General features: G+C 73.6%; 10 protein-coding genes and 1 riboswitch. Of the genes, 5 read left to right on the forward strand and 5 right to left on the reverse strand.

The features are described from left to right. Positions 1-120: 120 nt before the first annotated feature. The 3 genes from ACIOC0_RS27645 to ACIOC0_RS27655 all read right to left on the reverse strand — a co-directional run bounded on the left by ACIOC0_RS27645 (position 121) and on the right by ACIOC0_RS27655 (position 4,926). Positions 121-1,371 carry a VWA domain-containing protein gene (locus ACIOC0_RS27645; protein ID WP_402158408.1) on the reverse strand — a complete coding sequence of 417 codons (1,251 nt, stop codon included), beginning with the start codon at positions 1,369-1,371 and terminating at the stop codon, positions 121-123. Continuing rightward, positions 1,368-3,701 carry a DUF5682 family protein gene (locus ACIOC0_RS27650; protein ID WP_402158409.1) on the reverse strand — a complete coding sequence of 778 codons (2,334 nt, stop codon included), beginning with the start codon at positions 3,699-3,701 and terminating at the stop codon, positions 1,368-1,370. The genes ACIOC0_RS27645 and ACIOC0_RS27650 overlap by 4 nt, the downstream gene beginning before the upstream one ends. Positions 3,702-3,816: 115 nt before the next feature. Continuing rightward, on the reverse strand, positions 3,817-4,926 hold the full coding sequence (locus ACIOC0_RS27655; protein WP_402158410.1) for an AAA family ATPase: 1,110 nt from the start codon (positions 4,924-4,926) through the stop codon (positions 3,817-3,819). A 145-nt stretch (positions 4,927-5,071) separates the two neighbouring features. On the opposite strand from ACIOC0_RS27655, the gene ACIOC0_RS27660 reads away from it, so the two are divergent. Both ACIOC0_RS27660 and ACIOC0_RS27665 read left to right on the forward strand, forming a co-directional pair. Then, positions 5,072-6,436 (forward strand): SWIM zinc finger family protein, encoded by a 1,365-nt coding sequence (locus ACIOC0_RS27660; protein WP_402158412.1) that lies wholly within the window; start codon positions 5,072-5,074, stop codon positions 6,434-6,436. A 147-nt stretch (positions 6,437-6,583) separates the two neighbouring features. Continuing rightward, positions 6,584-8,227, forward strand: a complete 1,644-nt coding sequence (locus tag ACIOC0_RS27665; protein WP_402158414.1) for a DUF5691 domain-containing protein — start codon at positions 6,584-6,586, stop codon at positions 8,225-8,227. 105 nt (positions 8,228-8,332) lie between these two features. Here ACIOC0_RS27665 and ACIOC0_RS27670 read toward each other — a convergent pair whose 3' ends face one another. Then, positions 8,333-8,749: a cobalamin B12-binding domain-containing protein gene (locus ACIOC0_RS27670; protein ID WP_402158416.1), complete on the reverse strand. Its 417-nt coding sequence runs from the start codon at positions 8,747-8,749 to the stop codon at positions 8,333-8,335. A gap of 306 nt (positions 8,750-9,055) precedes the next feature. On the opposite strand from ACIOC0_RS27670, the gene ACIOC0_RS27675 reads away from it, so the two are divergent. Together ACIOC0_RS27675 and ACIOC0_RS27680 are read left to right on the forward strand one after the other, a co-directional pair. After that, entirely contained in the window at positions 9,056-9,937 is an 882-nt protein-coding gene (locus tag ACIOC0_RS27675) for a triacylglycerol lipase (RefSeq protein ID WP_130441205.1), read from the forward strand. A 220-nt stretch (positions 9,938-10,157) separates the two neighbouring features. Next, positions 10,158-11,735: a M23 family metallopeptidase gene (locus ACIOC0_RS27680; RefSeq protein WP_402158418.1), complete on the forward strand. Its 1,578-nt coding sequence runs from the start codon at positions 10,158-10,160 to the stop codon at positions 11,733-11,735. Positions 11,736-11,808: 73 nt separating this feature from the next. Here the strand turns inward: ACIOC0_RS27680 and pcrA are convergent, their stop codons facing one another. Further along, positions 11,809-14,298 (reverse strand): DNA helicase PcrA, encoded by a 2,490-nt coding sequence (gene pcrA / locus ACIOC0_RS27685; protein WP_402158420.1) that lies wholly within the window; start codon positions 14,296-14,298, stop codon positions 11,809-11,811. 269 nt (positions 14,299-14,567) lie between these two features. Continuing rightward, a riboswitch (cyclic di-AMP (ydaO/yuaA leader) is annotated at positions 14,568-14,743 on the forward strand. An 8-nt stretch (positions 14,744-14,751) separates the two neighbouring features. Between pcrA and ACIOC0_RS27690 the strand changes: the two genes are divergently transcribed. After that, a complete protein-coding gene (locus ACIOC0_RS27690) occupies positions 14,752-15,933 on the forward strand; it encodes an NlpC/P60 family protein (RefSeq protein WP_402158422.1) in 1,182 nt (393 codons plus the stop codon). Positions 15,934-15,974 lie beyond the last annotated feature (41 nt).

Genomic DNA, 15,974 nt, shown 5'->3' on the forward strand with positions numbered 1-15,974 from the left:
GTGATACCTGTCACATGATGCCGGGCTCACTGGCACGCCGTGCCGGAAGGGAGGGGCCTCACCGGGCCGAGGTGGCCCCGGTGAGACCCCGTGAGGGTTCCGCGAAGTCTCCGGGGCAGGTCAGCCGCGCGGCGCCGCCGTGCCCTCCGGGTCCGGCACCGGCAGCGGGCGTCTCTCGATCGCCGCCGCCATCACCTCGGGGAAAAGGTCGGGCGTGCAGGCGAACGCCGGCGCGCCCAATGCCGCGAGCGCTGCCGCGTGCTCCCGGTCGTAGGCCGGCGCCCCCTCGTCCGACAGCGCGAGCAGCGCGACGAACTGCACGCCCGACGCCTTCATCGCCGCGACCCGCTTCAGCATCTCGTCCCGTATGCCGCCCTCGTACAGGTCGCTCATGAGCACGACCACCGTGTCCGCCGGACGGGTGATCCGGGCCTGGCAGTGGGCGAGCGCGCGGTTGATGTCCGTGCCCCCGCCGAGCCGGGTGCCGAACAGGACGTCCACGGGATCGGCGAGCTGGTCGGAAAGGTCGACGACCGCCGTGTCGAAGACGACGAGCCGGGTGCTGATCGACCGCATCGACGCCAGCACCGCCCCGAACACCGAGGCGTACACCACCGAGGCCGCCATGGATCCCGACTGGTCGACGCAGAGGATCACCTCCTTCTTCACCGACCGCGACGCCCGCCCGTACCCGACGAGCCGCTCCGGCACGAGCGTGCGCCGCTCCGGCAGGTAGTGCTTGAGGTTGGCGGCGATCGTGCGGTTCCAGTCGATGTCGCGGTGGCGGGGCCGGGCGACCCGCGCGCTGCGGTCGAGAGCGCCGGTGATCGCGGCCCGGGTGCGGGTGGCGAGCCGCTTCTCCAGTTCGTCGACCACCTTGCGGACGACGGCCCGCGCCGTCTCCCTCGTCGTCTCCGGCATCGCCTTGTTCAGCGAGAGCAGCGTGCCGACGAGGTGCACGTCCGCCTCCACCGCCTCCAGCATCTCCGGCTCCAGCAGCAGCGCGGACAGTCCGAGCCGGTCGACGGCGTCCCGCTGCATCACCTGGACGACGGAGGCGGGGAAGTATTCGCGGATGTCCCCGAGCCAGCGCGCCACGGCCGGCGCCGACGCCCCGAGCCCCGCCGAACGGTCCCGCCCCGACCGCTGCGCCTCCCCGTTCCTCACCTTCCTTCCCTGGTCCCCGTAGAGCGCGTCGAGCGCGCCGTCCATGGCCGCGTCCCGCCCGGACAGCGCGTGACCGGTGCCGTCCGCCTCGTCGCCGCCCAGCACGAGCCGCCAGCGCCGCAGCCGCTCCGCCGGGGCGTCCCCCGCCGCCCTCTTTCGATCGGCCGCCGTCGGTTCTGGCGTCCGTGCCGGTCCGCTCGTCATACGCCCACCTCCACCGGGTCGTCGTCGCCCAGCAGCAGCCGGACCACCGGCAGCACGGCGTCCGCCCGTTCCCTGTCGGCTTCGGCGGCGAAGCCGGGTGTCCCGGACGCCGCCCCCACCACGTCCGCCCGCTGCTCGGGCCCGCGCCGCACCAGCTCCCCGAGCGTTCTGCGCACTCCCGTCCCATACGCCGCGAACGTCCGCCGCAGCAGCGGCAGCACGTCCGTGAACGCCTCGGCGGAGACTCCCGTGAGCCACGCGTCGACCAGCGCGAGCAGCCGTTCGTCGTGCACGAGGAGCAGCCCGCCGCCCGCGCCGCCTTCGACGAAGCCCTCGATCCAGGCGGCCGCGTCCGCAGGCGGCGTGCCCGGCGACAGCGCGATCCCCATCAGCCGGGCCGCCTCCCCGTCGGCCACCTCCCCCTCGTCCAGCAGCAACCGGACGGCCCGCCCCCGGACGACCCCGGCGACGGCCTCCCGCACGGACAACGTGCGCAGCACCCGCAGCCACCGTGGGCGCAGCCCGCCCCGATGGACGTCGGCGGCGTCACCCCGGCTCTCTCCCGGCCCGGCCGTCTCCGCCAGCAGACCGACCGCCCCGTGCACCGCGTCGACATGGCGCCGCATCTCCTCGGCCGCCTCGGCGTCCAGCGCGGCGCACGCGGGGGGCAGGCCGACGAAGACCCGCTCGGCGAGCGCGGCGGCGACGCCGGCCAGCGCACCGGTGTCGGTGCCGCGCACATCGCCGTAGCGCTGGGCACGGACCAGGGCGGGCAGGGCCTGGGCGAGGTGGCCGACGTCGGCGTCGAGCGCGGCGCGGTCGGCGAGGACCCGCATCACGGTCGGCAACGCGTCCGGCAGGCCGGCCAGGAGGCAGCGCTCGGCGAGCGCGGTCACGTCGGCGAGGCTCCGCGCGGCGACGGCGTCGGCCTGCGCCTTGGCGGTCGCGGCGGCGAGGACGGTCGTCCCCCACACGCCTGCCTCGGCGACCCGCACCGACAGCTCCGGCTCCCAGCGCAGCCGCCACGTCTCCCGGAACGTGCCCGTGCTTCCCCGGGAGGCGGCCGGCCGGCCCCAGGGGACGTGCAGCAGCCTCAGCCGGTGCAGCAGCCTGCTGCGCTCGGCGTCGTTCTCCTTGCGCAGGTCGAGCTCCGCCTCCCGCTCACGCGCCTCCGGTTTCAGCCGCAGCCGCCGCTGCGTCCTCTGCAGGTCGCGCTGCAACGGCACGGCCGGCGCCCCGGCGGGCACCTCCCCCAGCGCGTCCCCGACGACCAGCCGGTCGTGAACCAGCGCCAGCGGCACGTCGGAGCCCTCGCACAGCACCGCCCGCACGGCGTCCGTCGTCTCGCCCAGGCCGGGCAGCGGACGGCCGCGCAGCGCGGCCAGCGCCTCGGCGAGCCGGACCGCCTCGATGACGTGCGCCGGGGACACGATCCGGTCCTCCTCCCGCAGCAGGCCCGCGACCTTCGTCAGCCAGCGCTCCACCGGCCGGTACGGCGCGGCGAACAGGTGCCCGTACCAGCCAGGCGAGTCGACGCCCGCGCCGTACCCGCCGGCCCGCGCCAGTCTGCGGTGCGTCCAGGGCACCCAGGTCAGGTCGGCCTTCACCCTGGGCAGCCCCTTCAGCAGCGCCCGGTCGGCCGCGACGGTGGTCCGCCGCCGCAGCGCGGGCACATGCCAGGCCCCGCACACCACGGCCACCCCGCCGGCCCCGTGCTCCCGCAGCGCCGCCCGCAACCGGAGCCGCATGTACGCCTCGCGCAGGCCGTCCCTGTCGTCGTCGACGCCGGTGCCGTCATACGTGTCCCGCAGCGCCGTCATGGCCTCCTCCAGCGCGGCGAAGGGCGCGAACGGGTCCCCCTCCCCCGCCGAGCGGTGTTCGACGACGTCCTCCCACCAGCGCTCGGGGTCGTCGTGACCAGCGGCGGCGGCGAGCGCCGCGAGGGGGTCGACGCGCAAGTCCCCGGCTCCCCCGTCCTCCGTCTCCTCCTCCTTGTCCCAGGCCAGCGAGTGGGCGGCGGGCAGGTCGATGAACCGGGCCGGCACCCCGTGCTCCAGGGCCCAGCGCAGGGCGACCCACTCCGGGGAGAACTCGGCCATCGGCCAGAACGCCGACCGTCCTGGTTCGTCCACGGCGTGCCCGAGGAGCGCGACCGGCGGGCGCATGTCCTCGTCGGCGGCCAGCGCGATCAACGCGTCGGCCTCCGGCGGGCCCTCGATCAGCACCGTCCGGGGCCGGGCCGCCTCCAAGGCGGCCCGCACCCCCCGGGCCGAACCGGGCCCGTGGTGCCGCACGCCGAGCAGCAGCGGCCGCTTCGCGACGTCCGTCATCCCGGCCTCCCCCGCCTGCGTGCCCAGGCCGGACCGCCGCACTCGGACGCGCGCCGCCGTCGGCCCCACGCGGGCGTGTGCGGGCCTCGGACGCCGTGGGCGCGGCGGCTCGCGCTCATGCGCTCACCTCCCGGCAGGCGCGGTAGAAGTCGGTCCAGCCGTCCCGCTCGCGCACCACCGCCTCCAGGTACTCCCGCCACACCACCCGGTCGGCGGCCGGGTCGCGGACGACGGCCCCGAGGACGCCCGCGGCGACGTCGGCCGGGCGCAGGACGCCGTCGCCGAAGTGGGCGGCCAGGGCGAGTCCGCCGGTGACGACGGAGATGGCCTCCGCCGTCGACAGCGTGCCGCTCGGCGACTTGACCTTCGTCCGGCCGTCGGCGGTGATCCCGTCGCGCAGTTCACGGAAGACGGTGACGACCCTGCGGATCTCGTCGATGCCGTCCGCCCCGGCCGGCAGGTCGAGCGAGCGGCCGATCTGGTCGACGCGGCGCGCGACGATGTCGACCTCGGCCTCGACGCTGGCGGGCAGCGGCAGCACCACCGTGTTGAAGCGGCGGCGCAGGGCGCTGGAGAGCTCGTTGACCCCGCGGTCGCGGTCGTTGGCGGTGGCGATCAGGTTGAAGCCGGGGACCGCCTGCACCTCCTGTCCCAGCTCCGGTATCGGCAGCGTCTTCTCCGACAGGATCGTGATCAGCGTGTCCTGCACGTCGGCCGGGACGCGGGTCAGCTCCTCGACGCGCGCCGTCCTCCCCTCTGCCATCGCCCGCATGACGGGGCTGGGGACGAGGGCGTCCCGGCTCGGGCCGTGCGCGAGGAGCCGCGCGTAGTTCCAGCCGTAGCGGATGGCCTCCTCCGGCGTCCCCGCCGTGCCCTGCACGAGCAGCGTGGAGTCACCGCTGACCGCGGCCGCCAGGTGCTCGGACACCCAGGTCTTCGCCGTACCGGGCACGCCCAGCAGGAGGAGGGCGCGGTCGGTGGCCAGCGTGGAGACGGCGACCTCGACGATGCGGCGCGGCCCCACGTACTTCGGTGTGATCACCGTGCCGTCGGGCAGCGTCCCGCCGAGGAGGTAGGTGGCGACCGCCCACGGCGACAGCTTCCAGCGGGCCGGGCGGGGGCGGTCGTCCTGCGCCGCGAGCGCGGCGAGCTCTTCGGCGAAGGCCGCCTCGGCGTGCGGCCGCAGCACGTCGGCCGGGCGCCGCTCACTCGGTCCCACGAACATGTCTGGGCCCCCCTTCGGTTCGACCGGTCCGGATCTGGTGTCCACCGTGCACCACGGCACTGACAATGCGATGTGACCTGCGCAAACGTGCTCGCGGAGGTCGCAGCCGGGCCGATTGTCAGTGGCGGGATCTACCTTCGACGGCATGACTCAGCAGGGGGTGCGCTGGACTGCGGAGCAGGTGCTGGCACTGGCGCCTGACGCCACGTCACGCGCAGCGGGAAGCGAACTCGGCACGGCAGGTCCGTGGTCGGAGACGGGGAGTGCGGAGGAGGGGGCGGTGTGGGGGGTGTGCAAGGGGAGCGGCGGCTCGCCGTACCGGACGGTGGTCGACGTCAGGGAGGCGTCGAGTCCGGCGTATTCGTGCAGTTGTCCGAGCCGTAAGTTGCCGTGCAAGCACGCGCTGGGGCTGCTGCTGCTCTGGTCCGGCGGGGAGGTGACGGCTTCCCCGGGGCGGGCGCCGGACTGGGCCGAGCGGTGGACTGCGGCGCGGCGCGACCACCCGCCGGAGAAACGGGCGGCGGGCTCACCTGGTTCCGGGACCGGGCCCGCCGATCCGGAGGGGGCGCGGCGGCGGGCGGAGCGGCGCGCCGAGCGGATCACGGCGGGGGTGACGGAGCTGGAGCAGCGGCTCACCGACCTCCTGCGCTCAGGCCTCGCCACGGCCGAGCAGTCGGGATACGGACTGTGGGAGGAGACGGCGGCCCGCATGGTCGACGCCCAGGCGCCCGGGCTGGCCTCGCGGGTCCGGGAGCTGGGGGCGATCCCCTCCTCGGGGCCCGGCTGGCCGGCGCGGCTGCTGGAGGAATGCGCGCTGCTCCACCTCCTCGACCAGGGCTGGCTGCGGCGAGCGCAGCTGCCGGACGCCCTGGCCGCCGGCGTCCGCACCCGCGTCGGCCTGCCCTCCACGCCGACCGGCCCCCCGCTGCGCGACGACTGGCTGGTCCTCGCCCAGTACGACACCGGTGACGCCAAGCTGACCACCCGCCGCATCTGGCTGCACGGCGCCGCTTCGTCCCGCACTGCGCTCCTCCTCTCCTACGGCGCGGCCGGCCGCGCCCCCGAGCTGTCCCTGCCGGTCGGGACGACCCTGGACGCGGAACTGACCTTCCATCCCGGCCACCCCGATGCCGGACGGCTCCGGGCCTCCCTCGGGGAGCGGTTCGCCCCACCCGTCCCGGCCGACGTCCGCCCACCCGGCATGACGCCCTCCGAGGCGACCACCCGCTACGGCGACGCCCTCCGCGACGACCCCTGGCTGGACTCCGTCCCGGTCACCCTGGACGACGTCATACCGACCCCCACCGGGGACTCCTGGCAGTTGGCGGACGCCGAGGGCGACACGGCCCTCCCCCTCACCCCGGCCGCCGTCGCCCGCCCCGCCCTGTGGCGCCTGATCGCCCTCTCCTCCGGCACCCCCCTGAAGATCTTCGGCACCTGCGGCCACCAGGGCTTCACCCCCCTGACGGCCTGGCCCCCACCCCCAAACCCCCCGACCCTCCTGTGCTGACCCACTCAGCCGCGTACAGCCGTGCCGCCGGGGCGGCACGGGTGGGCGCAGCGGCACCCGGCAACGCCGGTCACCCCCCACCCCGGCAGCACCAGCACACCGGCCACCCGCCCCACCTCCGGGCCACACGGAAAGCCGACCCCGCCCATGACCGACGCCCCGCACACCCCACCCACCTGGCAAGACCTCCTCACCGCAGCCCTCCTGGGCACAGACCGGCGTAAGCCCACCCCCGGCCAAGCCCACCCCACAGCCCACCCGAAAGCCCTGCTGGACGCCGCCGCCGCCGAGACCGTACGCCGGAGAGCCGGCCTCCAGCCGGGCCGTGCGGCGCCCCGCCTCGAGCCGGCCCCCACCGACCCCCGCCCCCGACTGCCCGCCCCCGCAGCCCGCCGACTCGCCCTTCTCCTGGCCGACCGCCCCAACGCGGGCGGAGGCGGCCGCAGAGGCAGCGCACCCGACCTCATGGAGTTGCTCCCCCAATGGCTCGCGGCGGCGAACGGCCACGGCTTCGCCCCGCCCGCCGAGACACTGCCCGCCCTGCTCGACGCGGCGAGGGCCCGCACGGACCTGCGTCCGGCGGTCCTGGAGTTCGCGGGGTCACGCGCCCTGTGGCTGGCACGGCTCAACCCGAACTGGCGGTTCGCCCTGCGCACCACGCCCGGCGCAGGCGCGTCCCTGCCGGGGCCGGAGAAACCGGACCGGGTGACAGCACTCTGGCGGGAGGGGCTGTTCGCCGAGCGGGTAGCCCTCCTCGCGGCGCTGCGCGCCCGCGACGCCGACGCGGCCCGCACCCTGCTCGCGGCCACCTGGCCGACGGAGCGCGCCGAGGACCGGCTGATGTTCCTCGACTCGCTGCGCACCGGCCTGGGACCGCGGGACGAGCCGTTCCTGGAGCAGGCCCTCGCCGACCGCAGCCGCAACGTCCGGGCGACGGCGGCGGAGCTGCTGTCGGCGCTGCCCGGCTCGGCGCTCGCGGCACGGATGGCGGTCCGGGCCGGCGCGTGCGTGGCCCTCGACCACACCCGTGACGCACCGACGCTCGTCGTGGAGCCGCCGCACGAGTGCGACGCGGCCATGGAACGCGACGGCGTGGCCGCCAAGGCGCCGTCGGGCCGGGGTGAGCGGTCGTGGTGGCTGGGCCAGCTGGTGGAGGCGGCCCCGCTCGCCGCCTGGCCCGCACGCCTGGGCGGTCGTACGCCCGAGGAGATCGTGGCGCTGCCCGTCGCCGACGACTGGACGAGCGAGCTGCACGCCGCGTGGTGCCGGGCGGCGGTACGGCAGCGGGACGCCGCCTGGTCGCGGGCGCTGCTGGGGCCCCCGTCGGCACCCGGCGCGGGCGGCCCGGGCGCGGTCTCGCTGGCCGAGCGGGCCAGACTGCTGGAGACGCTGCCGGTGGACGAGCGGGCCGGGTGGGTGGCCGGCTTCATCGCGGCACACGGCCTGTCGGAGGCGTTCCAGTTGCTCGGCGTGTGCGCAGTGCCCTGGGCCGCGTCCCTGGGGCGGGCGGTGGTCGACGCGCTGAACATCGCGCGTGACGCGGGCAGCTACCCGTGGAGCTTCAGCGGGGTGATGGGCCTGGCGGAGCGCTGCCTCGACCCGGCTGAGGCGTCCCGCCTGGACAGCCTGCTCACGGCCCCGGACGAACCGGAGGACGCGTCGCCCGGAGCCGGCGGCTACTGGACGGAGGCGTTCCAGCGACTGGGCACGACGCTGCGGCTGCGGGCGGTGATGGCGGCGGAACTGCGGACGGCGGAGCCGACCACGACACAGGAGCCCGGCCCGGCATGACGGCACCGATCACGACGCCCGCACCCATCCGGGGGAAGCCGCGCCGCCTCCGGCCCCGCACACGAACCGCCCCAAGAGACGCCCCCACGCCCCAGCAAGGCAGCCCTACGCCCCCGCCGGCTGCCGCACGTTCTCCCGCACCCACTCCACGATGGACGTCGTCGTCGCCCCGGGCGTGAAGATCTCCGCGACGCCCTTCTCCTTCAGCGGCGCGATGTCCGCCTCCGGGATGATCCCTCCGCCGAAGACGAGGATGTCCGCCGCGTCCCGCTCCCGGAGCAGCTCCATCACGGCGGCGAAGAGCGTGTTGTGCGCCCCGGAGAGGATCGACAGGCCGATCGCGTCGGCGTCCTCCTGGATCGCGGTGTCGACGATCTGCTCGGGTGTCTGGTGGAGGCCGGTGTAGATGACCTCCATGCCGGCGTCGCGCAGAGCGCGCGCGATCACCTTGGCTCCACGATCGTGGCCGTCGAGCCCCGGCTTCGCCACCACCACGCGGATCGGACCGGCTGCCACACCCATCACTGCCTCCATGACGCCATTTCGAAGTGAACGAACGTTATCTCCAGCATCCCGCACCCGGCAGTTTCTGGGATGCGGCGAGGGGGAAATCACACGATGGGACACGTATACGTTCGCCGCGCGGGGTTCCTTCCGCATCAGGGGGGTACTCGCGCACCGGGAGCCGCACACGAGGTCGCCGCACCGCCGAGGCGCAAGGCGCGCCGTGGCGGCGCGCGCCCGGCGGGCCGAGAGGCCCGCACCGCGACTTCCACGAGGGCACACGGGGGACAGAGGCGTCCCCAGCGTGCCGACAGGAGGTCGGCCATGCAGGTCACCCGGGCGTTGGAGCCCCTGTTTCCGCTGTGTCAGCGTCTGCTGCCGAGCAGACTGGCGGGGCTCTCCGTGACGCTTCTCAAGGCGACGGCCTTGGAGCTCGCGATCCTCGCCGGGCACCTCCTCCTGTACCCCTCCGGCATCGTCCAGGAGCGCCGCGGACAGGTCGTCCCGCCGCTGCCCACCGCGGACGACGCGAGCGATCCGGCCCGGCTGCCGACCCAGGCCGCGCCCCCTGTCGTCCTGCTGCACGGCTTCATCGACAACCGTTCGGTGTTCGTGCTGCTGCGCCGCAGCCTCGCCCAGCACGGCAGGCATCGCGTGGAGTCCCTCAACTACTCCCCGCTGACCTGCGACATCCGCACGGCGGCCGAGCTGCTGGGACGGCACATCGAGGAGATCTGCGAGCGCACGGGCAGCAGCCGCGTGGACGTCGTGGGGCACAGCCTGGGCGGTCTGATCGCCCGCTACTACGTGCAGTGCCTCGGCGGCGACAGCCGGGTGCGCACGCTGGTCACGCTCGGCACCCCGCACGCCGGCACGCGGGTGGCGCCGCTGGCGAACGCGCACCCCATAGTGCGCCAGATGCGCCCCGAATCCGAGGTCATGGAGGAGCTGTCCCGCCCCGCCCCCGGGTGCCGGACGAACTTCGTCAGCTTCTGGAGCGACCTGGACCATCTGATGGTCCCGCTGGAGAGTGCCCGTCTCGACCACCCCGACCTCCGCGCGCAGAACGTCCAGGTGAGCGGCATCGGCCATCTCGCGCTGCCCGTCCATCCGGCCGTGGCGACCGGGATACGGCAGGCCCTCGACCTCGACCGTGCGGCGGCCGCGGCGGCAGCCCCGCACACGGACGGCCTGACGGTCGCCTGACGACCGGACCAGACCGCCCTGCGACCGCCCCGGCGGTCGTACGACATCGAACAATTTTCGAACATAGGGCCAAACCCGCGCCCGCCCTCCCCCGAAACAGGGCCGAATGCCCCTTTCACTCGGGCACGAAACCTGCGGAAGATTGTCGCGCCCGCATACCGCCGGGTACAGTCGCCGCACTGCTCTGGCAGCCCCTGTTGTCGAGGCGAGAGAGAAGTTGGTGAACGACCGTCATCCGTCGGGGACCATGACCACCCCGGCTCCGGCTTCCGACGCCGACTCCGCGCACTACGCGTCCTACGGCATCCAGGAGGCTCCGTACGACGGCTTCACTCCGTACCAGGGCTTCGACGCCGGCACCGTCGACCAGGGCACCCAGTCCTCCGGGCACTACGCGGCCGACCCCCTCTACGGCGTCCTGCCGGACGACGGCTCCGCGACCGGCGCGTACGACGCCACGCACTGGGCGACAGGCAGCCACCACGCCCTGAACCACGACCCGTACGCGGCCCAGCACCACGCCGCCTACGACACGGGGGCCTACGACACGACCGCCTGGTCCACGGACCAGCAGCTGTCGGCCGTCCCGCAGCAGTCCCCGGCCCCCGACATAAGCGGCCAGTGGGACGCGAGCGCCTGGCAGCAGCCCGACCGGTCGAGCGGCCCGGCCGACCAGACCCAGCAGTGGGAATGGGGCACGCAGGCCTTCGACACCGGCGCCTATGACGCCACGCAGTGGAACTCCGACGGCACTGTCCCCGCTCCGGGCGCCGAGGAGTACGAGCACCAGCACGAGGTGCCGTTCGACCAGCAGGCCACCGCCACCTTCGAAGCCGTCGCCTACGACGAGCCGGGCGCACACGACTACGACGAGCCGGGTACGTACGAAGAGACGGGCGATTACGACGAGAACGGCGCTCACGACGACGCTCTCGCCTACGACGACGGCGACCCCGCCGCCACCGGTGAGCTGACCGCCGTGCCCGACGAAGCGCTCCTCGACGACCAGGAGGAGACCGCTCCGGCCCCCGCCTCCCGGGTCGCCGCCCGCGCCGCCAACCGCTCCCGGCGCCGCTCGCCCGCGAGGCGCTCCGCGCTCCTCACCGTGGCCGTGCCCTCGGCTTGCGTGATGGGCGTCGCCGGCATCGCCGCCGCCTCCGTCGGCACGCTGACCGGCGGTGACGACACGGAGACCACGGCGTCCGCCGCCGAGGCGCAGCCGGTGAAGCCGTCCGCCGCCAACAACAAGCTGGACGCCCAGCTCCAGACGCTGAGCGCCGAGGCCGACGACTTCGGCGACCGCGTCAGCCGTACCCAGGAGCGCATCGACCTCAAAGCGCAGCAGGAGGCCGACCGCAAGAAGGCGATCGCGGAGGCGGCCCGCAAGGAGCGGCTGCGCCCCAAGTACGCCCTGCCGGTCGCCGCGCACGGGCTGAGCGCCCTGTACGGCCAGTCCGGCATCAACTGGATGTCCCAGCACACCGGCATCGACTTCCCGGTCTCCTACGGCACGACCGTGATGGCCGCGACCGACGGAACCGTGCGCACGCAGTACAACGTCGCCTACGGCAACATGCTGATCCTGACGGCGAAAGACGGCACGGAGACCTGGTACTGCCACCTCTCCAGCTACCGCGTCTCCTCCGGCACCAAGGTGAAGGCCGGCGAGCCGATCGCGTACTCCGGGAACTCCGGCAACTCGACCGGTCCCCACCTGCACTTCGAGGTGCGGCCGGGCGGGGGCAGCTCGATCGACCCGCTTTCGTGGCTGCGCAGCCACGGTCTGGACCCGACGTAGGCGCCTCCCGGCACCACCTTTCGGTGAGCCCCCGCCGTGACGGACTCCGTCGCGGTGGGGGCTTTCCGTCATGTCAGAGCTTCTCCACCGGCGCGTACCGCAGCAGCAGCCGCTTCGGCTTGACGTCGCCGAAGTCGATCGTGGCCTCGGCGTTCGCGCCCGTGCCCTTCACGGCGACGACCGTGCCGAGCCCGAACTGGTCGTGGGTGACGCGGTCGCCGACGGCCAGGGAGACGACCGGCTTCTCCGCCGTGCGCCGCGTGGCGAAGCCGGACGCGCCGGCCGCCGAGGAGCGGGAGCGCGACGACGACAGCGAGGCCGCCACCGAGGACGCCGGGCCCCCGGAGGACAGGGGCGAGGTCGCGCCGGTGCGCTTCCAGTCGACGTGCGTGGCCGGGATCTCCTCCAGGAACCGGGAGGGCGGGTTGTACGAGGGCTGTCCCCAGGCGCTGCGCATCGCCGACCGCGTGAGGTACAGCCGCTCACGCGCACGCGTGATGCCGACGTAGGCGAGGCGGCGCTCCTCCTCCAGTTCCTTGGTCTGGCCGAGGGCGCGCATGTGGGGGAAGACGCCGTCCTCCATGCCGGTGAGGAAGACGACCGGGAACTCCAGGCCCTTGGCCGTGTGCAGGGTCATCAGTGTGATCACGCCCGAGCCGTCCTCGTCCTCGTCGGGGATCTGGTCGGAGTCGGCGACGAGCGCGACCCGCTCCAGGAACTCGGCGAGCGAGGCGGGCGTCTCGCTCTCCCCCGACTCCTGCTCGAACTCCAGGGCCACGGCCGCGAGTTCCTGGAGGTTCTCGATGCGAGTCTCGTCCTGCGGGTCGGTGGAGGCCTGCAACTCGGCCAGGTACCCGGTGCGTTCGAGGACCGCCTCCAGCACCGTGGCCGGTCCCGCGCCCGACTCGACGATGGTGCGCAGTTCGTCCATCAGCACGTTGAACCGCTTCACGGCGTTGGTCGACCGCGCGGCCATGCCGTAGGCCTCGTCGACGCGCTTCAGGGCCTGCGGGAAGCTGATCTTCTCGCGCTGGGACAGGGCGTCGATCATGGCCTCGGCGCGCTCGCCGATGCCGCGCTTGGGCACGTTGAGGATGCGGCGCAGCGGCACCGAGTCCTCCGGGTTGGCGAGGACCCGCAGGTAGGCCAGGACGTCCCGGACCTCCTTGCGCTCGTAGAAGCGGACGCCGCCGACGACCTTGTAGGGCAGGCCGACGCGGATGAAGACCTCTTCGAAGACACGGGACTGCGCGTTGGTGCGGTAGAAGACGGCGACGTCCTTGGCCTTCGCGTCGCCCGCGTCGGTGAGGCGGTCTATCTCGTCGGCGACGAACTGCGCCTCGTCGTGCTCGGTGTCGGCGACGTAGCCGGTGATGCGCGCGCCCTCACCCGCGTTGGTCCACAGGTTCTTGGGGCGGCGGGACTCGTTGCGCTCGATGACCGCGTTGGCGGCGGACAGGATCGTCTGGGTGGAGCGGTAGTTCTGCTCCAGCAGGATCGTCGTCGCGTCCGGGTAGTCCTCCTCGAACTGGAGGATGTTGCGGATGGTCGCCCCGCGGAAGGCGTAGATCGACTGGTCGGCGTCGCCCACGACGCACAGCTCGGCCGGCGGCACGTCGTACGTGCTCGGCGGCACGTCGACGGGGTGCTCGGGGGTGCCGACCAGCTCGCGGACCAGGGCGTACTGGGCGTGGTTGGTGTCCTGGTACTCGTCGACCAGGACGTGCCGGAAGCGGCGGCGGTAGTGCTCGGCGACGTCGGGGAACGCGCGGAGCAGGTTGACCGTCGTCATGATCAGGTCGTCGAAGTCGAGGGCGTTCGCCTCGCGCAGCCGCGACTGGTACATCGCGTAGGCCTGGGCGAGCGTCTTCTCGAAGCCGTCGGCGGCCTGGGCGGCGAAGTCCTCCTCGTCGACCAGCTCGTTCTTCAGGTTGCTGATCTTGGCGCTGAAGGACTTGGGCGGGTAGCGCTTGGGGTCGAGGTCCAGGTCGCGGCAGACCAGGGCCATCAGACGCTTGGAGTCGGCGGCGTCGTAGATCGAGAACGACGAGGTGAAGCCGAGCTTCTTGCTCTCACGGCGCAGGATGCGCACGCACGCGCTGTGGAACGTCATCACCCACATCGCGTTCGCGCGCGGGCCGACGAGCTGCTCGACGCGCTCCTTCATCTCGCCCGCGGCCTTGTTGGTGAAGGTGATCGCGAGGATCTGCCCGGGGTGGACGTCCCGCTCGGCGAGAAGGTGGGCGATGCGGTGGGTCAGCACGCGCGTCTTGCCGGAGCCCGCCCCGGCGACGATGAGCAGCGGCGCGCCGGCGTGGACGACGGCGGCGCGCTGGTTGTCGTTGAGCCCCTCCAGGAGCGCGGCGGCGTCGATGACCGGGCGGGGGGCGCCGTCGCGGTAGTGGGCGTCCCGGTCCGGGGGCACGTCGAACTTCCCGCCGAACAGATCGTCCGGAACCGACTCCGGAGTGTGATCGTCCTCGGGCGGAGGCGGGGGCTCCTCCTCGTGGCCGCGCGGGGCCTGGAGGTCCGCCAGGAAGCTGTCGTCAAAGAGGCTGCTCATCGCTCTCCGAGTCTAGGGTGCCGCACCGACAACCCGCCGCCGTCCCGGGAACATCACCACCCGGCGGGCATGGACATGCAGGATCAATCTGCCCAGAACATGAGAAAGAACATCTATCCTCCACATCAGTCACAGAACGCCAGAGACCTGACCGAGAGTCACGGAAATGTATCGGGGCATATCACCCCTCAACCTTCACAGGGGTCACAGCAGTTGGCTACCGTGCCCGGAAGGCCGTACGCCCCCCCACCGGCGAACCCCGCCGGACCGCGCGGCCTCCGCCGAGTCCGGCGCGCGCCCTCGCGGCAGCCGGAGCCGGGGACCCACCGAGACCTTGGGGTGAATCGGCCGCCCGCCCCCCGCAAGGGCGCGGCCGTAGGGCAACCCTTCCGAAGCACCCGCCCGAACCCGACAGCTGACCCGGTAGGCGGAGCACGGAAGGAGTCGCCTCCCTTGGCGTCGCAGCACCGCAAGCCACGCTCCCCGGGCACGCGCGTAGCGGGCATACGCACCCCCGCCCTCGCCACCGCCGCCCTCGCCTCCGTGGCGCTGCTCTCGCAGACGGCTCAGGCCACGCCTTCCGCCGACGGCAAGCCGAGTCTGGAGGAGGTCGAGAAGAAGGTCGGCGACCTCTACCGGCAGGCGGAGTCGGCGACCGAGAAGTACAACGCCGCCAAGGAGAGGACGGCCCAGCAACGCACGCGCGTGGACGGCCTCCTCGACGACGTCGCCCGGCGCACCGAGAAGCTCAACGAGGCGCGCGAGGAGCTGGGTTCCTTCGCCGCCGCCCAGTACCGCACCGGCGCCTCCGCGCCCGACACCGCGACCTTCCTGCTCGCGGACACCCCGCAGGACTACTTCGACCGGACGCAGCTGATGGACCGGCTGACCAGCCGCCAGAAGGAGTCGGTCGACGCCTACGTCACCGAGCAGTCGGCGACGATGAAGAAGCGGCAGGAGGCGTCCCAGAGCCTTCAGACGCTCACCGCCTCACAGAACGACCTGAAGACCGCCAAGGCCACCGTCCAGAAGAAGCTCAGCGACGCGCGCGTGCTGCTGTCGCGGCTGACCTCGCAGGAGAGGGCGCGGCTCGCCGAGATCGAGAAGCGCAAGCAGCAGGAGGCCGCGCGCAAGGCGGCGGAGCTGGCGCGGCAGCAGGCGGCGGAGCGGGCGGCGGAACGGGAGAGGAGCGCCGGCTCCTCCGGGTCGGACGCGCCGTCCGCGCCCTCGTCGCCCTCTTCGTCATCCTCGTCCCCGGCCGCCGACGCCTCCTACGGCACCAAGGCGGCGAAGGCGCTCGCCTACGCCCGCGCGCAGATCGGCAAGCCGTACGTCTGGGGGGCCACGGGGCCCGATTCCTACGACTGTTCCGGGCTCACCAAGGCCGCCTGGAAGGCCGCCGGGGTCTCCCTCCCGCGCACCACCTACGACCAGGTCGGCGCCGGCACGACGGTCTCCGTGGCCGACGCCCGGCCCGGCGACCTGATCTTCTTCTACGACGACGTCACCCACGTGGGTCTCTACATCGGCAACGGCATGATGATCCACGCGCCCAAGCCCGGGACGTACGTGCGCGAGGAGTCGGTGTTCTACGACGGGGAGTCCGCGATCCACAGCGTGGTCCGGCCGGCCTGAGCCGGGGCACGGGGGCACCGGTCGGGTGTGCCGGGCCCCTG

This window comes from Streptomyces sp. NPDC088254 (genome assembly GCF_044740925.1).
GTDB lineage: Bacteria > Actinomycetota > Actinomycetes > Streptomycetales > Streptomycetaceae > Streptomyces.